Annotated in this window: 18 protein-coding genes; 12 read left to right on the top strand and 6 right to left on the bottom strand. The window is 69.0% G+C overall.

The features are described 5' to 3' along the window. Positions 1-56: 56 nt before the first annotated feature. From F6X53_RS03155 to F6X53_RS03145, 3 genes are all read right to left on the bottom strand, one after another. Positions 57-1,151, bottom strand: coding sequence for a glycosyltransferase family 4 protein (locus F6X53_RS03155; RefSeq protein WP_150997143.1), 1,095 nt, complete (start codon positions 1,149-1,151; stop codon positions 57-59). A 388-nt stretch (positions 1,152-1,539) separates the two neighbouring features. Further along, the gene (locus F6X53_RS03150) at positions 1,540-2,373 is read right to left on the bottom strand and encodes a UDP-2,3-diacylglucosamine diphosphatase (RefSeq protein ID WP_150997141.1); all 834 of its coding nucleotides are present in this window, start codon (positions 2,371-2,373) and stop codon (positions 1,540-1,542) included. Positions 2,374-2,422: 49 nt separating this feature from the next. Continuing rightward, on the bottom strand, positions 2,423-2,689 hold the full coding sequence (locus F6X53_RS03145; protein ID WP_150997139.1) for a hypothetical protein: 267 nt from the start codon (positions 2,687-2,689) through the stop codon (positions 2,423-2,425). A 377-nt stretch (positions 2,690-3,066) separates the two neighbouring features. Between F6X53_RS03145 and F6X53_RS03140 the strand changes: the two genes are divergently transcribed. From F6X53_RS03140 to F6X53_RS32075, 11 genes are all read left to right on the top strand, one after another. Further along, complete coding sequence (locus F6X53_RS03140) at positions 3,067-4,275, top strand: aminotransferase class V-fold PLP-dependent enzyme (RefSeq protein ID WP_150997137.1); 1,209 nt, start codon at positions 3,067-3,069, stop codon at positions 4,273-4,275. Positions 4,276-4,385: 110 nt separating this feature from the next. Further along, positions 4,386-5,330, top strand: coding sequence for a D-2-hydroxyacid dehydrogenase (locus F6X53_RS03135; RefSeq protein WP_150997135.1), 945 nt, complete (start codon positions 4,386-4,388; stop codon positions 5,328-5,330). Positions 5,331-5,480: 150 nt separating this feature from the next. Then, on the top strand, positions 5,481-6,341 hold the full coding sequence (locus F6X53_RS03130; protein WP_150997134.1) for an NADP-dependent methylenetetrahydromethanopterin/methylenetetrahydrofolate dehydrogenase: 861 nt from the start codon (positions 5,481-5,483) through the stop codon (positions 6,339-6,341). 15 nt (positions 6,342-6,356) lie between these two features. Further along, the gene (gene fchA / locus F6X53_RS03125; protein WP_150997131.1) at positions 6,357-6,983 is read left to right on the top strand and encodes a methenyltetrahydrofolate cyclohydrolase; all 627 of its coding nucleotides are present in this window, start codon (positions 6,357-6,359) and stop codon (positions 6,981-6,983) included. Between the two features lie 214 nt (positions 6,984-7,197). After that, a complete protein-coding gene (locus F6X53_RS03120) occupies positions 7,198-8,376 on the top strand; it encodes a malate--CoA ligase subunit beta (RefSeq protein ID WP_150997129.1) in 1,179 nt (392 codons plus the stop codon). 38 nt (positions 8,377-8,414) lie between these two features. After that, on the top strand, positions 8,415-9,308 hold the full coding sequence (gene sucD / locus F6X53_RS03115; RefSeq protein WP_150997127.1) for a succinate--CoA ligase subunit alpha: 894 nt from the start codon (positions 8,415-8,417) through the stop codon (positions 9,306-9,308). Between the two features lie 184 nt (positions 9,309-9,492). Continuing rightward, positions 9,493-12,252: a phosphoenolpyruvate carboxylase gene (locus F6X53_RS03110; RefSeq protein ID WP_150997125.1), complete on the top strand. Its 2,760-nt coding sequence runs from the start codon at positions 9,493-9,495 to the stop codon at positions 12,250-12,252. A 172-nt stretch (positions 12,253-12,424) separates the two neighbouring features. Next, complete coding sequence (locus F6X53_RS03105; RefSeq protein WP_150997123.1) at positions 12,425-13,399, top strand: HpcH/HpaI aldolase/citrate lyase family protein; 975 nt, start codon at positions 12,425-12,427, stop codon at positions 13,397-13,399. 220 nt (positions 13,400-13,619) lie between these two features. Then, positions 13,620-13,949 (top strand): hypothetical protein, encoded by a 330-nt coding sequence (locus F6X53_RS03100; RefSeq protein WP_150997121.1) that lies wholly within the window; start codon positions 13,620-13,622, stop codon positions 13,947-13,949. Between the two features lie 38 nt (positions 13,950-13,987). Beyond that, positions 13,988-14,422: a GlcG/HbpS family heme-binding protein gene (locus F6X53_RS03095; protein ID WP_150997119.1), complete on the top strand. Its 435-nt coding sequence runs from the start codon at positions 13,988-13,990 to the stop codon at positions 14,420-14,422. Positions 14,423-14,531: 109 nt separating this feature from the next. Further along, entirely contained in the window at positions 14,532-14,708 is a 177-nt protein-coding gene (locus F6X53_RS32075; protein ID WP_191970669.1) for a hypothetical protein, read from the top strand. Positions 14,709-14,740: 32 nt separating this feature from the next. Here the strand turns inward: F6X53_RS32075 and F6X53_RS03090 are convergent, their stop codons facing one another. Further along, on the bottom strand, positions 14,741-15,160 hold the full coding sequence (locus F6X53_RS03090; protein ID WP_150997117.1) for a hypothetical protein: 420 nt from the start codon (positions 15,158-15,160) through the stop codon (positions 14,741-14,743). Between the two features lie 188 nt (positions 15,161-15,348). Between F6X53_RS03090 and F6X53_RS03085 the strand changes: the two genes are divergently transcribed. Then, the gene (locus F6X53_RS03085) at positions 15,349-15,567 is read left to right on the top strand and encodes a hypothetical protein (RefSeq protein ID WP_150997113.1); all 219 of its coding nucleotides are present in this window, start codon (positions 15,349-15,351) and stop codon (positions 15,565-15,567) included. Positions 15,568-15,575: 8 nt separating this feature from the next. Here the strand turns inward: F6X53_RS03085 and F6X53_RS03080 are convergent, their stop codons facing one another. Next, positions 15,576-16,484, bottom strand: a complete 909-nt coding sequence (locus F6X53_RS03080; protein ID WP_150997110.1) for a formate/nitrite transporter family protein — start codon at positions 16,482-16,484, stop codon at positions 15,576-15,578. 88 nt (positions 16,485-16,572) lie between these two features. Next, a complete protein-coding gene (locus F6X53_RS03075; protein WP_150997108.1) occupies positions 16,573-17,313 on the bottom strand; it encodes a competence/damage-inducible protein A in 741 nt (246 codons plus the stop codon). Between the last annotated feature and the right edge of the window lie 148 nt (positions 17,314-17,461).

Genomic DNA, 17,461 nt, shown 5'->3' with positions numbered 1-17,461 from the left:
GCCCGCAGCCTTGGCAGCTTCGGCACCCCGCGTCACGGGCGCCGGCGACCGCATCCTCAGCCGAGTTCGATCTCGCGGCGCTCCGGCGCCCGAACGGCGTGGCGCGGCACCGGTCCCCGCGGCACTGGGCCCCGCGGCACCGGGCCCCGCGCGTGGGCGGCCGCGATATTGGCGTAGAACTGGCGCGCGCTCTCGGCCCAGGTATAGCGCAGGGCCTCGGCCCGGCAGCGCTCGCGCGGGATCGCGAGCGCCCCCAGGGCCGCCGCCCGCAGATCCCGGTCGAGCACGCCCGCCCCCGTCCCGGCGATGACGTCGAGGGGGCCGGTCACCGGATAGGCCGCCACCGGCAGGCCGCAGGCGAGGGCTTCGAGCAGCACGATCCCGAAGGTGTCGGTGAGGCTCGGGAACACGAAGGCGTCGGCGGCGGCGTAGATCCGGGCGAGCGCCGCGCCGGTCTGCGTGCCGAGGAAGCGCGCCTCCGGTGCCAGCGCCTGGAGCCGGGCCCTGTCCGGCCCGTCGCCGACCACCACCTTGGTGCCCGGCAGATCGAGGCTCAGGAAAGCCGCGACGTTCTTCTCGACCGCGAGCCGGCCGACGAACAGGAAGAGCGGCCGCGGCAACCCGGCGAGCGCGTCGGAATCCTGCGGCCGAAACAATTCGGTGTCGACGCCGCGGGTCCAGCGCATCAGGTTGGTGAAGCCCCGCCCCGCGAGGTCGCGTTCGAGGGAGGGCGTCGACACCATGGTGCCGCTCGACGCCCCGTGGAACCGGCGCAGCCAGGCATAGCTCCAGGCCTCCGGCACCGGCGCGCGGGCCGCGAGATATTCGGGGAAGCGGGTGTGGTAGCTCGTCGTGAAGGGCCGCCCCTGCGCCAGGCAGTAGCGCCGGGTCGCGTAGCCGACGCTCCCTTCCGTGGCGATGTGCACGTAGGTGGGGGCCAGGCCCGCCCAGCTTTCCGCGACCTTGCGCCTCGTGGCGTAGGCGAGCCGGATCTCGGGATAGCCGGGCAGGGGCACCGAGCGGAAATCCTGGTGGGTCAGGAAGACCGGGTCGAAACCGAGATCCCGCCCCGCCGCCGCCATGTGCTCGAGGGAGCGTACCACGCCGTTCACCTGCGGCGCCCAGGCGTCGGTGGCGATCAGAAGCCTCATGACACGCACCGAGCCCGCATGCGGCCGCCGGCGGGACGATCTGAGGCGCGGGTCCCCTCTCCCGTGCGGGAGAGGGACAGGGTGAGGGGTGCGCGCTGTCCGGAGAGGCCGCATCCCTCACCCGTTCCGCTATCGCGGATCCGACCACTCCCGGACGGGAGAGGTGATGCGCTCGGACGTCCGCTCCATGGCGTCGGTCCGAGAGCCGGCAGCCTCGGGATGATGCGGCGGGTGTCGGAACAGGTGCGGGCGGCACGACCGGCCCCCTCTCCCGTGCGGGAGAGGGTTGGGGTGAGGGGTGCGACTTGTCCGGAGAAGTTGCATCCCTCACCCGTTCCGCGATCGCGGATTCGACCACTTCCGGACGCGAGAGGTGGCAGGGCGGGCATCACGCGACCGCCCGCCGGCCGGCCTGGGCCGGCTCCGGGATCCGGGCGCTCTCCGCCTGAAGCGCCTGGCGGGCGCGCAGGATACTCGGGTAATGCAGCACCTCCATGGTGCCGTCGTAATGCTCGACGATGGCGGTGCAGGATTCCACCCAGTCGCCGGTGTTGAGGTAGCGCAGCCCCTCGATCTCGCGGTTGGCCGCGTGGTGGATGTGACCGCAGATCACCCCGTCGGCGCCGACGCGCCGCGCTTCCGCCGCGAGGAATTCCTCGAACTTGCCGATGAAGTTGACGGCGTTCTTGACCTTGAGCTTGGCCCAGGCCGAGAGCGACCAATAGGCGAGGCCGAGGCGGCGGCGGACCTTGTTCAGCCCCGTATTGATGAAGAGCGCGAAGGTGTAGGCGCCATCCCCGAGATGGGCGAGCCAGCGGGCGTGGCGCACCACCATGTCGAACTGGTCGCCGTGGATGACGAGGTAGCGGCGCCCGTCCGCCGCCTCGTGGATGCGGCTCTCGGCGATCTCGACGCCCCCGAAGGTGGTGCCGATATAATCGCGCAGGAACTCGTCGTGGTTGCCCGGCACGTAGATCAGGGTCGAGCCCTTGCGCACCTTGCGCAGGAGCTTCTGGACCACGTCGTTGTGGGCCTGCGGCCAGTACCAGCCCGAGCGGAGCTGCCAGCCATCCACGATGTCGCCGACGAGGTAGATCTCGTCCGCGTCGTAATCCTTGAGGAAATCCAGCAGCAGCCCCGCCTGGCAGCCCTTCGTACCCAGATGCATGTCGGACAGGAAGAGCGTCCGGACCCGGGTCGCCTTCTCCGCGTCTTCGGCCACGAGCATCTCCCGGCGGCTGCGAGGCCCCGAGCCAAACCGGATTCCCGTATCAGTTTGATGACGCCTTGCCGGCGCGGGATCCCGTGGTCACCGCATGAATGCGCGGCGACACATCTTGTTGCGTTGCAGCATTCATTGTGCAGTTGCACAGTCTAGGGTTACGTCCTCCGTCAATTTTTTTGAGGCATGCCAAAGTTTTTTCAGTTTTCCTTCGCTGGCGAAGGCAGTCATAATCGCCCGCAAGGAGACCGCCGGGCTTGCCCGGTGCCGGAAAACGGCCAAAGGGATCGCCGGCGACAGGAAGGAAGGTGTCCATGGACCGTCGGAGCGCTTGCATGCGCGGCCCGGCCGACGCATTGAGGCTCTGGCTATTCGGAGGCGACCGGCATGCAACCATGCCGCGAACGCGGGCGGTTTTTTCCGCCCTGCCGCTCCGCACAGCACCATGATCTGACCTGGGGGCGGACGACGTCGACGGAATGGAAAGCGGCCCTCGATCCTGGCCCGGCCTTTTCCACACGGCGAAATCCGCGAAGACCGGACCCTCCCGTCCGCGACCACCTTCGGGCCCTTCGGCCGGGGGACCCGCCTTCACGACGATCACGGCATCCACGAGCGACGCCGCTCACTGACATCATCCCTGGCGCCGGGCGGACGGTCCGGCCATCGAGTTAGGAAATCGGAGGAAACATCATGGCGGCAACCAGACGGCCGGGTCGTAATCATCTGTTCGTGCCGGGCCCGACGAACATCCCCGACCGCGTCCTGCGGGCGATGATGGTGCAATCCGAGGACCACCGCTCGGTCGATTTCCCGTCGCTGACGAAGCCCCTGTTCCAGGACACCAAGAAGGTCTTCGGCTCGACCGACGGCACCATCTTCCTGTTCCCGTCCTCCGGCACCGGCATCTGGGAATCGGCGCTGTGCAACACGCTGGCACGCGGCGACAAGGTGCTGTCCTCGCGCTTCGGCCAGTTCAGCCATCTCTGGATCGACATGGCCCAGCGCCTCGGCCTCGAGGTGATCGTCCAGGAGGAGACCTGGGGCACCGGCGCGAACCCGGCGCGGATCGAGGAGGCGCTGCGCGCCGACAAGAACCATGAGATCAAGGCCGTCATGGTGGTCCACAACGAGACCGCCACGGGCGTCACCAGCGATATCGGCGCCGTGCGCAAGGCGATCGACGCGGCCGGCCACCCGGCCCTGCTCTTCGTCGACGGCGTCTCCTCGATCGGCTCGCTGCCTTTCAAGGCCGACGAGTGGAAGGTCGACGCGGCCATCGCGGGCTCGCAGAAGGGCCTGATGCTGCCGGCCGGTCTCGGCGTCGCCTGCATCAGCCCGAAGGGGCTGCAGGCGGCCGAGAGCCAGGCGGGCAAGAACGACCGCCTCGCCAAGGTCTATTTCGACTATGCCGACCAGCTGAAGGCGAACCCGACGGGCTACTTCCCCTACACCCCGCCGCTGCCGCTGCTCTACGGCCTGCGCGAGGCCCTGGCCTGCCTGTTCGAGGAAGGCCTGGAGAACGTCTATCACCGCCATCACGTGCTCGGCGAGGCGACCCGCCAGGCCGTGGCGGCGTGGGGCCTCAAGACCTGCGCCAAGGATCCCAAGTGGAACTCCGACACCGTCACGGCGATCGTCGTGCCGGAGGGCGTCGACGCCGCCAAGATCATCAAGCACGCCTATGTCCGCTACAACCTCGCCCTCGGCGCAGGCCTGTCGGAAGTGGCCGGCAAGGTGTTCCGCATCGGCCATGTCGGCGACCTGAACGAGCTTCAGCTCCTGGCCGCCATCGCGGGTGCCGAGATGGCGATGCTCGACAACGGCGTGAAGGTGACCCCCGGCTCCGGCGTCGCCGCGGCCTCGAGCTACCTGCGCGAGAACCCCCTCTCGAAGGCGTAGTGGACAACCGGGACGGGGTCGCTGCGCGGCGGCCCCGTCCCGCTCATACACACGGACGAAGGCCGGGCGGACGCCACCCCCGGCCGCCCGGGTTCTGAAAGGGGTTCTCCATGACGCACAAGATCGTCTTCCTCGACCGCGAATCCCTCGACGCCACCGTGCGCGAATTCAACTTCCCGCACGAATACACGGAGTACGAGTCGACCTGGACGCCCGACGAGATCGTCGAGCGCCTGAAGGATGCCGACATCGCCCTGATCAACAAGGTGCCGATGCGGGCCGACACCCTGAAGCGCCTGCCCAAGCTCAAGCTGATCGCGGTGGCCGCCACCGGCACGGACGTGGTCGACAAGGCCCAGGCCAAACAGCAGGGCATCACGGTCGTCAACATCCGCAACTACGCCTTCAACACGGTGCCCGAGCACGTCATCGCGCTGATGTTCGCGCTGCGCCGGGCGATCGTCCCCTACGCCAATTCGGTGCGCCGCGGGGATTGGTCGAAATCGACCCAGTTCTGCTACTTCGACTACCCGATCTACGACATCGCCGGCTCGACGCTGGGCATCGTCGGCTACGGCGCCCTCGGCAAGTCGATCGGCAAGCGGGCCGAGGCGCTCGGCATGAAGGTCATCGCCTACGACGTCTTCCCGCAGGAGGGCCTCGTCGACCTCGAGACGATCCTGACCCAGTCCGACGTCATCACGCTGCACGCGCCGCTGACGCCCGAGACGAAGAACATGATCGGCCGCGCCGAGCTCGCGAAGATGAAGAGCAGCGCCATCCTGATCAACACGGCCCGCGGCGGGCTCGTGGACGAGGAGGCCCTCTTGGCCGCCCTGAAGGACGGCACCATCGGGGGCGCGGGCTTCGACGTGGTGGCGCAGGAGCCCCCGAAGGACGGCAACATCCTGGCCGATGCCGACCTGCCGAACCTCATCGTGACGCCGCATGTCGCCTGGGCCAGCAAGCAGGCGATGCAGATCCTCGCCGACCAGCTCGTCGACAATGTCGAGGCGTTCGTCGCCGGCAAGCCCCAGAACGTCGTCGAGGGCTGAGGACGCAGCCCCCGCCCGTCGCCTCAAGGTGAGGCACGGGCGGGATGCGGGCCCTCGGGCCCGTCCGACCCTGATCGAACAGAACCGGGTGCCTGCGCCCGTTCGGGAAACGCTGAACCGCGCCGTGACGCGGATTGAAGGGACAAGAAAATGAAGAAGCTGCTCTTCCTGTTCGACACGGATGCGGTGCCGAGCGTGTTCGACACGGTCGTCGGCTATGACGGCGGGGCCGACCACATCACCGGCTATGGCGGCGTGACGCCGGAGAATGTCGGCGCGCTGGTCGACGGCACGATCTACACCCGCGGCGGCTCGGAGAAGAAGTCGACGGCGATCTTCGTCGGCGGCGGCAACATGGCGGCCGGCGAGGCGGTGCTGGAGGCGGTCAAGAAGCGCTTCTTCGGCCCCTTCCGGGTCTCCACCATGCTGGACTCGAACGGCTCGAACACGACGGCGGCCGCGGGTGTCGCCCTCGTCGCCAAGGCGGCGGGCTCGCTCCAGGGTAAGAAGGCGGTCGTGCTCGCCGGCACCGGCCCGGTCGGCATGCGCTCGGCCGCGCTGCTGGCCAAGGAGGGCGCCGAGGTGATCCTGGCCGGCCGCTCCATGGACAAGGCCAAGGCCGCGGCCGATTCCATCAACAAGCGCTTCAACGTCCACGTCTCGGCGGCCGAGACGCCGGATTCGGGCTCGCGCGCCAAGCTCGTGCGCGGCCAGAACCTCGTGTTCTCGGCGGGCGCCATCGGGCTCGAATTGCTGCCCGAGGAAGCCTGGAAGGACGAGGCCAGCATCGAGTTCGTGGCCGATTACAACGCCCAGCCGCCGCTCGGCTTCGGCGGCATCGAGGCCATGGACAAGGGCAAGGAGCGCAACGGCAAGCGCGCCTTCGGGGCGCTGGGCATCGGCGGGCTGAAGCTCAAGCTCCACCGCGCCTGCGTCGGCCAGCTCTTCGACAACACCGAGCAGGTGCTCGATGCCGAGGAGATCTACGCGCTCGCCAAGAAGATGGCCTGAGGCGGAGGAGGGGATATGGCCGAGATCGAGACCATCCAGAACTTCCTCGACGGGCTGGCGAGCTCGGCCCCGACCCCCGGCGGCGGCGGTGCCGCCGCCATCTCGGGCGCCATGGGGGCGGCCCTGGTGGCGATGGTGTGCAACCTCACCATCGGCAAGAAGAAGTATGTCGAGGTCGAGGGTGAGCTGAAGGAGATCCTCGGCAAGTCCGAGGCGCTCCGGGCCGAGCTCACCGGCATGATCGCGGACGACGTGACGGCCTTCAACGCCGTCATGAGCGCCTACGGCCTGCCGAAGGAGACCGACGCCCAGAAGGCCGCCCGCGCCGAGGCGATCCAGGCGGCGCTCAAGACCGCCACCGACGTGCCGCTCGCCTGCTGCCGCGCCTGCCGCGCCGTCATCGACCTCGCCGAGACGGTGGCCCAGAAGGGCAACCTCAACGTCATCTCGGATGCGGGCGTCGCCGTGCTCTCGGCCTATGCGGGCCTGCGCAGCGCCGCCCTCAACGTCTACATCAACGCCAAGGGCCTGGATGACCGCAGCTTCGCGCAGGAGCGCCTGACCGCGCTGGAGACCCTGCTCGGCGAGGCCGGCGCACGCAACGAGGCGGTCTACGAGGTGGTGAAGGCCAAGGTGAACTGACACGGTGCACTGACAAGGTGAACTGAGCCGGCACAGCGATCTCGTCCCCGGCTGTTGCGGTCGGGGACGGGCAAGAACTGAATACAAAAGCATTCCGGCTGCCCTCAAGGCAGACTTAAACAGAATGCAAAAAAATATAAAAACAGGAGCACTTTCCGCGAAAACAAATTTGCGGGATGATCCTCCGACGGAAACGCCAAAAAGGAGGTCTCAGATGGACGTTCACGAGTATCAAGCCAAAGAGCTGCTCGCGGGCTTCGGCGTCGCCGTGCCCAAGGGGGCGGTGGCCTTCAGCCCGGACCAGGCGGTCTACGCGGCGACGGAACTCGGCGGCTCCTTCTGGGCGGTGAAGGCGCAGATCCATGCGGGCGCCCGCGGCAAGGCCGGCGGGATCAAGCTCTGCCGCACCTACAACGAGGTCCGCGACGCGGCCAAGGACCTCCTCGGCAAGCGCCTCGTCACGATCCAGACCGGCCCCGAGGGCAAGCCCGTCCAGCGCGTCTATGTCGAGACCGCCGACCCGTTCGAGCGCGAGCTCTATCTCGGCTACGTCCTCGACCGGAAGGCCGAGCGCGTCCGGGTGATCGCCTCCCAGCGCGGCGGCATGGATATCGAGGAGATCGCCGCCAGCGAGCCCGAGGCCCTGATCCAGGTGGTGGTCGAGCCGGCGGTCGGCCTGCAGCAGTTCCAGGCCCGCGAGATCGCCTTCCAGCTCGGCCTCAACATCAAGCAGGTCTCGGCGGCCGTGAAGACGATCATGAACGCCTACCGGGCCTTCCGCGATTGCGACGGCACCATGCTGGAGATCAACCCGCTCGTCGTCACCAAGGATGACCGGGTGCTGGCGCTCGACGCCAAGATGTCCTTCGACGACAACGCCATGTTCCGCCGCCGCAACATCGCGGACATGCACGACCCCTCCCAGGGCGACCCGCGCGAGGCGCAGGCCGCCGAGCACAATCTCAACTATATCGGGCTCGAGGGCGAGATTGGCTGCATCGTCAACGGCGCGGGCCTCGCCATGGCCACCATGGACATGATCAAGCACGCGGGCGGCGAGCCGGCGAACTTCCTGGATGTCGGCGGCGGTGCTTCGCCCGAGCGCGTCGCGACGGCCTTCCGCCTCGTCCTCTCCGACCGCAACGTGAAGGCGATCCTCGTCAACATCTTCGCGGGCATCAACCGCTGCGACTGGATCGCCGAGGGCGTGGTCAAGGCCGCCCGCGAGGTCCAGATCGACGTGCCGCTGATCGTGCGGCTCGCCGGCACGAACGTGGAGGCCGGCCAGAAGATCCTCTCCGAGAGCGGGCTCGACCTGATCACCGCCGACACCCTGACGGAAGCCGCCCGGAAGGCCGTCCAGGCCTGCAGCGCCGCCAAGAGCGGCCACTGACAGCGCGTCCACGGAACCGGCTTGAGCGGAGACATATCATGAGCATTCTGATCGACGAGAAGACCCCGATCCTCGTCCAGGGCATCACGGGCGACAAGGGCACCTTCCACGCGCGCGAGATGATCGAGTACGGCTCGAACATCGTCGGCGGCGTCACGCCCGGCAAGGGCGGCAAGACCCATGTGGGCGTGCCGGTGTTCAATACCGTCAAGGAGGCCGTGCGCGAGACCGGCGCCACCACCTCGATCACCTTCGTGGCGCCCCCCTTCGCGGCCGACGCCATCATGGAGGCGGCCGATGCCGGCATCCGGCTGATCTGCTCGATCACCGACGGCATCCCGGCCCAGGACATGATGCGGGTGAAGCGCTACCTGATGCGCTACCCCCGCGAGCGCCGCTCGATGGTGGTCGGCCCGAACTGCGCCGGCATCATCTCGCCCGGCAAATCGATGCTCGGCATCATGCCGGGCCACATCTACCTGCAGGGCAATGTCGGCATCATCTCGCGCTCGGGCACGCTCGGCTACGAGGCCGCCTCGCAGATGATGGCGCAGAATATCGGCATCTCGACCTCGGTCGGCATCGGCGGCGACCCGATCAACGGCTCGTCCTTCCTCGACCACCTCGCCCTGTTCGAGCAGGATCCCGACACCCACGCGGTGCTGATGATCGGCGAGATCGGCGGTCCCCAGGAGGCCGAGGCCTCGGCCTGGATCAAGGCGAACATGTCGAAGCCGGTGATCGGCTTCGTGGCCGGCCTCACGGCCCCGAAGGGCCGCCGCATGGGGCATGCGGGCGCCATCATCTCGGCCACCGGCGACAGCGCCGCCGAGAAGGCGGAGATCATGCGCTCCTACGGCCTCACCGTGGCGCCCGATCCCGGCTCCTTCGGGGTGACCGTCGCGCAGGTGATGAGCAAGCGCGCGGCCTGAGCGGCGCGAACGCGTTCCTTCCCCCTCGGGGAGGGGCAGGGATGGGGGTGGTGACGGCACCGACGAGCCCAAGCCGGCACGGCCCCCATTCCGATACCTCCCCACCCAGGCCGGGCCCGCCCAGGCTGGGTGAGGGGGGCTGCCGCCGCGCCGCCGCGCGGGACAGGCCCAGGAGACCAACCCGATGACCCAGACGCTGCACGCTTCGCCGGGCGCCGCCGTCGATCCGATCTTCGCCCCCCCGGTGATCACCGGCACCTCCTCCAAGGAGGCGCTCGACATCCTGTTCCACGCCCTCCTGGACGTCGCCCGTCGCCACGAGCCCGAGCTCGAGGCGGTGCTGCACGGCCACGCCAACATCTCGGAATTCACCCCCGAGATGCTCGCCCGCGCGCTCCAGGTGCAGGGGATCTGGTTCCAGCTGCTCTCCATCGCCGAGCAGAATGCCGCCATGCGCCGGCGCCGCCACATCGAGCGCAACGAGGGCCGCGAGGCGCTCGGCGGCAGCTTCAGCAAGATCCTGTGCGAGGCGGCCTCTGCCGGCATCCGGGCCGAGCAGATTCACGGGCTGCTGAAGGACCTGCGCATCCGCCCGACCATCACGGCGCACCCGACCGAGGGCAAGCGCGTCACCGTGCTGGAGAAGTTCCGCCGCATCTACCTGCTCTTGCGCGAGCTGGAGCTGCCGCGCTGGACCGAGCGCGAGCGCAACGGCCTGATGAACGACCTGCGCGACCAGATCGAGCTGGTCTGGATGACGGGCGAGTTGCATCTCGAGAAGCCGACCGTCGAGCGCGAGGTCGCCTGGGGCCTGCACTTCTTCGACGAGACCCTGTTCGAGATGCTGCCCGAGGTGCTCTACTCCCTGGAGGAGAGCCTGGCGCAATATTACCCGGACGAGAAGTTCGAGGTGCCGGCCTTCTTCCAGTTCGGTTCCTGGATCGGCGGCGACCGCGACGGCAACCCCTACGTCACCGCGAGCGTCACCCGCACCACCCTCCAGCGCAACGCGCTGGCGAGCCTGCGGCGCTACCGCGACGGCGTGAACGGGCTCGGCCGCATGCTCTCCCTGACCGAGCGGTCACTTCCGGTGCCGGAAAGCTTCCGGCGCGAGCTGTCGCATCTCCTCGCCGAGAGCGGGGACGGCAAGGCGATCGCGGGGCGCAACCCCGGCGAGGCCTTCCGCCAGTTCCTCACCTGCATCCTGCGCAAGCTCGAGGCGACGATCGCCCGCAACGAGGGCGCGAAGTCGACGGGCCCGGATTACCCGAGCGCCGACGGCCTCATCAACGACCTGCGCAGCCTGGAGCAGGGGCTGGCCGACGCGAAATGCACCTCGCTCGCGGTCGACCTCGTGCGGCCGGTGCGCCGCATGGTCGAGATCTTCCGGTTCTCCACCGTGCGGCTCGACCTGCGCGAGAACACCACCCGCACCACCAAGACGCTGCAGGCGCTCTGGCAGCAGCAATACGGTCCGAAGACGCCGCCGGACGTGGAGCACCCCGAGTGGAAGGCCTGGCTGCTCGCCGAGCTCGCCAAGCCGCGCAACCCCGACCGGTCCTTCGACGACCTGCCCGACGAGGCGCGCGAGACGCTGGAGACCTTCGCGCTGGTCGGCGAGATGCGCGAGCAGCTCGACCGCGAGGCCTTCGGGGCCTTCGTGCTCTCGATGACCCGCTCGGTGCCCGATATCCTGGGCGCCTACCTCCTGGCGAAGGAGGCCGGCATCTTCCTCGACACGGCGGGCACCGAGATCTGCCCGCTCCCGATCGTGCCCCTGTTCGAGACCATCGACGACCTGCGCGCCGCGCCCGTGATCATGAAGGAGCTCCTGAGCGTGCCGGTCGTGCGCCGCTCAACCCGCTGGCAGGGCGGGGTGCAGGAGGTGATGATCGGCTACTCGGATTCGAACAAGGACGGGGGCTTCGTCGCCTCGAACTGGGAGCTCTACAAAGCGCAGTCGAAGCTCACGACGCTGGGCCAGCATCTCGGCGTGCCGATCGCCTTCTTCCACGGCCGCGGCGGCTCGGTGAGCCGGGGCGGCGCCCCGACCGCGCGCGCCATCGCGGCCCAGCCGCCGGGCTCGATCAACGGGCGCTTCCGCACCACCGAGCAGGGCGAGGTGGTCTCGTTCAAATACGCCAACCGGGGCACCGCCGCCTACCAGATGGAGCTTCTCGCCTCATCGGTCTTCGCGCATGCCCTCAACTCGGAGCGCGAGGCCGCCTCCCTGCCGCGGGCCGAGTTCGACGACGTGCTGGAGGCGTTCTCGGGCGCCAGCCGGGCGGCCTACGTCAACCTGATCCAGCATCCCGACCTCGTCACCTATTTCGGCGCCGCGAGCCCGCTCGACGAGATCGCGCTCCTCAATATCGGCTCGCGGCCGGCCCGGCGCTTCGGCGCGCGCTCGCTCAGCGACCTGCGGGCGATCCCCTGGGTGTTCGCCTGGTCGCAGAACCGGCACGTCATCACCGGCTGGTACGGCGTCGGCTCGGGGCTGCGAAGCTTCCTCGACGTGCGCGGCGCGCAGGGCGAGGCGCAGCTGAGGCGGATGTTCCGGGATTCGCGGCTGTTCCGCCTGATCATGGACGAGGTCGAGAAGACGCTCCTGATGGTCGATCTCGAGATCGCCCGCGACTACGCGAGCCTCGTCCCCGACGGGGCGGCGCGCGAGAACATCTTCGCGATGATCGAGGCCGAGTACCGCCTCACCTGCGAGATGGCGTTGCGCGTCAGCGGGGACCGGGCGCTCGCCGAGCGCTTCCCCCTGTTCCGCGACCGGCTGAACGAGCGGCTGCCGACCATCAACCAGGTCAGCCGCGAGCAGGTCGAGCTCCTGCGCCGCTTCCGCGCCGAGGAGGACGAGGACCAGCGCGAGGCGGTGAAATCCGCCCTGCTCCTGTCGATCAACTGCATCGCGGTCGGCTTCGGCGCCACCGGATGAGCCGCGACGGATCCGGAACGATCCGGCGGCGCTGTCTCGCGGCCCGCCGGGTGGCGTGTTGAAAACCCACCGGCCCTCGCCCTAGCTGCGCGCCCGCAGGGAACCAGTTTCCACCGAGCCCAAGCTCCACAAGCCCAAGCTCTACAAGCCCAAGATCCACAAGGAGAGACCCATGAGCTTCACCCTGATCCAGCAGGCCACCCCGCGCCTGCACCGCTCCGAACTCGCGGTTCCGGGCTCCAACCCGACCTTCATGGAGAAGTCGGCGGCCTCGAAGGCGGACGTGATCTTCCTCGACCTCGAGGACGCGGTCGCCCCCGACGACAAGGAGAAGGCCCGCACCAACATCATCCAGGCGCTCAACGAGATCGACTGGGGCACCAAGACCATGATGATCCGCATCAACGGTCTCGACACCCACTACATGTACCGCGATGTCGTCGATATCGTTGAGGCCTGTCCGCGCCTCGACATGATCCTGATCCCCAAGGTCGGCGTCCCGGCCGACGTCTACGCCATCGACGTGCTGGTGACCCAGATCGAGCAGGCCAAGAAGCGCCAGAAGGCGATCGGCTTCGAGGTGCTGATCGAGACCGCGCTCGGCATGGCCAATGTCGAGGCGATCGCCCAATCCTCGAAGCGCCTCGAGGCGATGTCCTTCGGGGTGGCCGATTACGCGGCCTCGACGCGCGCCCGCTCGACCGTCATCGGCGGCGTGAACCAGGATTACAGCGTGCTCACCGACAAGGACGAGGCGGGCAACCGCCAGACCCATTGGCAGGACCCGTGGCTCTTCGCCCAGGCCCGCATGCTGGTGGCCTGCCGCGCCTACGGCCTGCGCCCGATCGACGGCCCCTTCGGCGACTTCTCGGATCCCGACGGCTACCTCTCGGCGGCCCGCCGCTGCGCCGCCCTCGGCTTCGAGGGCAAGTGGGCGATCCACCCGAGCCAGATCGACCTCGCCAACGACGTCTTCACCCCGTCCGAGGCCGAGGTCGGCAAGGCCCGCCGCATCCTCGAGGCCATGGAAGAGGCCGCCAAGGCCGGCCGCGGCGCCGTCTCCCTCGACGGCCGCCTCATCGACATCGCCTCGATCCGCATGGCCGAGGCGCTGATCGAGAAGGCCAACGCGATGTCGGCGAAGTAAGACGCCTTCCCCTCTCTCCCGGACCGGGAGAGGGGGCCCGTCGCGGCGGGTGTGCCGGTTCGCAGACCCGCCGCGAACGTCCGGGCCCGCTGCCGAGCGCCCCGGAGCAGGGGCGGATAGCGGAGCGCGTCGCATCTCCGGAACCGGAGACCGGCCCCGTCGCGCCGATCCGCCTCGATCCGTGCGGAGAGCCGGCCGCACCAGAGCGGAGGCAGAGGCCATGACCCTCCCGACCCCGGACCTCTCGATCCTGTCGGTCTCGAGCATCGATCCGCTGATCGCGATCGGCGTCGTCATCGCCACGGGCGTGACGGATGCGGCCTACGTCTTCTTCAACGCGGCCGTGGCGGCGCGCCACCGGATGCGCGCGGCGAACTGGAGTGCGATCTGGTACCTGCTCTCCGCGTTCGCGGTCATCAGCTACACGCAGAACGCGTTATACGTTCTGTTCGCGGCACTCGGTTCCTGGCTCGGAGCCTACGCCTCGGTGACCTGGCTCTCCCGTCGTCCCGATGACGGAACCGGCCGTCACATCCATCCATCCCGCTGAGGCCGCCCCGCGCGGCCACGCTTCGAGGAGACGAATCCATGCACGTGACGATTGAAGAAGCCCAGAAGGCGATCGAGGCCGCCCGCGCCAAGGCGGTGCAGCTCGATACCCAGATGTGTATCGCCGTCGTGGATTCGGGCGGCAACCTGAAGGCCTTCTACCGGATGGACGATGCCTGGGTCGGCTCCATCGACATCTCGCAGAAGAAGGCCAAGACCTCGCTGTTCTTCGGCATGCCGACCGGGGCCATCGGCCAGCTCTCGCAGCCCGGCGGGCCGCTCTTCGGCATCGAGCACTCGAATGACGGGCTCATCACCTTCCCGGGCGGCATCCCGATCGTCGACAAGGACGGGGTGATGTCGGGCGCCATCGGGGTCAGCGGCTCGACGGTCGAGAACGACCACGCGGTGGCCGAGGCCGGCGCCAGCGCGATCGGGGCGACCGAGCTGCCGGCGCATCCCTGGCGCACCTGAGCGGACCCCGCGCCGAACGGGGTGTCGGGCGCCTCCGGAAAACCTGCGGTTAAGCATGTGGCCCTATCACGGAGCCGAGAGCCAACCGCAGGAGAGACGGGGAGCGACGATGATGCGGGAACAGGTCGCCGACGCGCTGAGGCGGATCGTCGCCTCGCAGGTCGAGGACATCGAGCGCGCCGTCAAGGACGGTCACAAGACCATCGCGCTGAACGAGCTGGCGGACCTGAACCGCCAGCTCAAGGCCTTCGCGGCCGCCCTCAAGAAGGTCCCGCTGCGGGCCTGATCGCGGCGGCCCTGCCGCGGCGGCCCTCGGGCCTACCAGCGCGGTCCGCCCCAACGCCCCTCGGGGATCTCGCCCGGCGGGACCGGGTGGGGCGGCCCGTAGCCGCCGGCGGCGAGCGGGTCCGGCCCGAAGCGCGGGCCGCGGCCGAAGCCCGGCCGCTCGTCGCAGACGCGGACCCGGCGCACCACCTCATCCCCATAGGCATCGAAGCGACGCTTCACGAAGGTCCGGCATTCATCGGCCGGCGGTGGGTCGAAGCGCGGGCCGGCGCTGAAGCGCGGCCCGTGGAAGACGGGCTCCGGCGGCGGGGGAGGGGGGCGCCGCACCACCTCATCCTCGAGATCGGGGCGCGGCGGCGGATAGGGACCGTCGAAATCGGCGGCGAGCGCCGGCCCGGCCAGGAAGGCCAGGGCCGCGAGCCCGGCAAGGCGCGACAGGAACTGGGGCAACACGGGTCTTCAGCCTCCGCGAGGCGGGCCGGCGGGGTCGCGCGGCCCTGCGAAGCCAGGATCCTAGGGGCCGCTTCTTGAACGCTTCCGGATCTTTCGCGTGGGTTTCCGTTCAGATCGGACCGCGCACCCTTGACCGAACCACCCGGCCCGTGGCGTGTTCTTGTTCTGTTCGCCAGACAGGATCAGCGATGCCCCCGCGACCGAGCGCAGAAATCCCGCAATCGCCGACGATCGAGGCGATCGCCGCCGCCTATCTGGAGGCCGCGAAGGGAGATCCCGCCCTGGCCATGCGGCGCATCATCCAGGATGCCCTCACGGATCTCTGCGAGGCCGAGCGCCGGACCCTTCGCCGCGACCGGCTGATCTCGCACGGCTACGTGCGGGGCACCTTCGAGGCGCGACGCTAAGGAAACCCTCATCGATCCCGGCCGGAGGACGCCGCGTCCTCCATCTCCCGATTTTTCTCGGCGTCCTGGCTTTCCTCGATGTCCCGGTTCTCCTCCACCTGCGGGGCGACCTGCCCGTAATTGAGCACCGCGACCAGCGCGACGCCGCCGAAGACGTTGCCCAGGAGGGTCGGCACGAAGAACTTGCCGACATATTCGGCCATCGTGGCGGTGCCGCTCGCCACCAGGAAGAACGCCTCGACCGAGCCCGCCACGACGTGGGCGAGGCCGCACATCGAGACGAGCCAGGTCATCAGGAAGATCACGAACGGGGCCGCGGTGCCGGTGGCCGGCAGGATCCAGACCATCAGGGCGATGATCCACCCCGCGAAGATCGCCTTGATCAGCGTGGTGCCGAAGGGGAACGCCACGGCGTGGTGGCTGATCTCCGCGAAGGCGGCCGTGACCCCCGGCCCGAACGCGTCCGAGCGCGCCAGGACCGTCGCGATGGCGGCGGTCGCCAGGATGTTTCCGGACAGGACGATCGCCCACAGGCGCAGCAGCCGCAACGCCGTCTTGACCGACCGGTCGTGCAGCAGCGGCAGGACCGGCGTGATGGTGTTCTCGGTGAACAATTGCTGGCGCCCCAGCACCACCACTAGGAAGCCGACCGCGTAGCCCATGGTGGTGATGAGGGCGGTCCACTCGCCCGAGGGCAGGTGGGCCTTGAGCACGCCGGGCACGATCAGCGAGAGCGCGATGCTCAGCCCCGCCGCCACCGCCGAGAGGAACAGCGCCACGCCGTGGCGGCGGAGTTCCTCGTCTCCCTCGTGGCGGATCACCTCGTGCAGGATGTAGGCGTCCGGCCGGACCATCGCGTTCACGGCGTCGATCATCGCGTCGCGCTTGGCGGCCGCCTCGGCCCGGTCCTTCGTCATCGCTCCCGTTCCGCCCCGCCTGCCGGGCGCATCCCGCGCCGCCTGAAGTCGATGGCCCGGAGCGATGCTCGCCCCAGGCCCGCACCCGTTACGGCCGCAGGCGCGCGACCAGCGCCTCGATGGCGCCGCGTGCCCGCATGACGGCCTCCGCATCCTTGCTCCGCACCACGATGCGGTTGAGGAAGCCGCCCTGCGTCATCGACGGATAGGAACCGATCGACACGCCCGGATGCGCGGCCGCGACGGCGGCGAGGTCCGACGCGTAGGCGCCCTCCGGAAGATTGCCGACCTCGATGGTCTCCGAGACGACCTTCGCGCCGGTGGTCAGCGTCGGGCCGATATTGTCAAGCATCGCCTGCATGATGGCCGGCACGCCCGCCATCACGAACACGTTCTCGATGCGGAACCCCGGAGCCTTCGAGATCGGGTTCGCGATCAGGTCGGCGCCGGCCGGGATCCGCGCCATCCGGAGCCGCGCCGCGTTCAGGTCCTCGGGCTTGATCCGCTCCAGCAGCATGGCGCGCGCCCGGGGATCCACGTCGATCGACACGCCGAACGCCTCGGCCACGCAATCCGCCGTGATGTCGTCGTGGGTCGGGCCGATGCCGCCGGTGGTGAACAGGTAGGTGTGGCGCGCCCGCAGGGCGTTCACCGCCTCGACGATCATCGGCGCTTCGTCCGGGACGATCCGGACCTCCCGAAGCTCGATGCCGATCGCCGTCAGGTAATCCGCGATCGTGCCGATATTCTTGTCCTTGGTCCGGCCGGACAGGATCTCGTCGCCGATCACCAGGATGGCGGCGGTGACGGCGGGGGGCGTGTTGGTCATGGGATCCGGGCGGCGAGAGCGTTTGCCGGCTGGCAAGTAGTGCGCCGGGAACCGGCGGCCATATGCCCAGGCCGACGCCTGTTCAGAGCACGCTCCGGAGGCTACGCAGGCGCTCTCTCCGGGACGCTCCCGAGACTCTCCGGAAATC

The sequence above is a fragment of the Methylobacterium soli genome (assembly GCF_008806385.1).
In the GTDB taxonomy this organism is placed as follows: domain Bacteria; phylum Pseudomonadota; class Alphaproteobacteria; order Rhizobiales; family Beijerinckiaceae; genus Methylobacterium; species Methylobacterium soli.
Note: the sequence above shows the minus strand (reverse complement) of the source record. Positions and strands in the feature narration are given on the sequence as shown.

Coding starts and splice junctions, on each gene's coding strand:
- F6X53_RS03155 (WP_150997143.1), bottom strand. CDS start 1,151: ATGAGGCTTCTGATCGCCACCGACGCCTGGGCGCCGCAGGTGAACGGC.
- F6X53_RS03145 (WP_150997139.1), bottom strand. CDS start 2,689: ATGGACACCTTCCTTCCTGTCGCCGGCGATCCCTTTGGCCGTTTTCCG.
- F6X53_RS03140 (WP_150997137.1), top strand. CDS start 3,067: ATGGCGGCAACCAGACGGCCGGGTCGTAATCATCTGTTCGTGCCGGGC.
- F6X53_RS03135 (WP_150997135.1), top strand. CDS start 4,386: ATGACGCACAAGATCGTCTTCCTCGACCGCGAATCCCTCGACGCCACC.
- F6X53_RS03130 (WP_150997134.1), top strand. CDS start 5,481: ATGAAGAAGCTGCTCTTCCTGTTCGACACGGATGCGGTGCCGAGCGTG.
- fchA (WP_150997131.1), top strand. CDS start 6,357: ATGGCCGAGATCGAGACCATCCAGAACTTCCTCGACGGGCTGGCGAGC.
- F6X53_RS03120 (WP_150997129.1), top strand. CDS start 7,198: ATGGACGTTCACGAGTATCAAGCCAAAGAGCTGCTCGCGGGCTTCGGC.
- sucD (WP_150997127.1), top strand. CDS start 8,415: ATGAGCATTCTGATCGACGAGAAGACCCCGATCCTCGTCCAGGGCATC.
- F6X53_RS03110 (WP_150997125.1), top strand. CDS start 9,493: ATGACCCAGACGCTGCACGCTTCGCCGGGCGCCGCCGTCGATCCGATC.
- F6X53_RS03105 (WP_150997123.1), top strand. CDS start 12,425: ATGAGCTTCACCCTGATCCAGCAGGCCACCCCGCGCCTGCACCGCTCC.
- F6X53_RS03100 (WP_150997121.1), top strand. CDS start 13,620: ATGACCCTCCCGACCCCGGACCTCTCGATCCTGTCGGTCTCGAGCATC.
- F6X53_RS03095 (WP_150997119.1), top strand. CDS start 13,988: ATGCACGTGACGATTGAAGAAGCCCAGAAGGCGATCGAGGCCGCCCGC.
- F6X53_RS32075 (WP_191970669.1), top strand. CDS start 14,532: ATGATGCGGGAACAGGTCGCCGACGCGCTGAGGCGGATCGTCGCCTCG.
- F6X53_RS03085 (WP_150997113.1), top strand. CDS start 15,349: ATGCCCCCGCGACCGAGCGCAGAAATCCCGCAATCGCCGACGATCGAG.
- F6X53_RS03080 (WP_150997110.1), bottom strand. CDS start 16,484: ATGACGAAGGACCGGGCCGAGGCGGCCGCCAAGCGCGACGCGATGATC.
- F6X53_RS03075 (WP_150997108.1), bottom strand. CDS start 17,313: ATGACCAACACGCCCCCCGCCGTCACCGCCGCCATCCTGGTGATCGGC.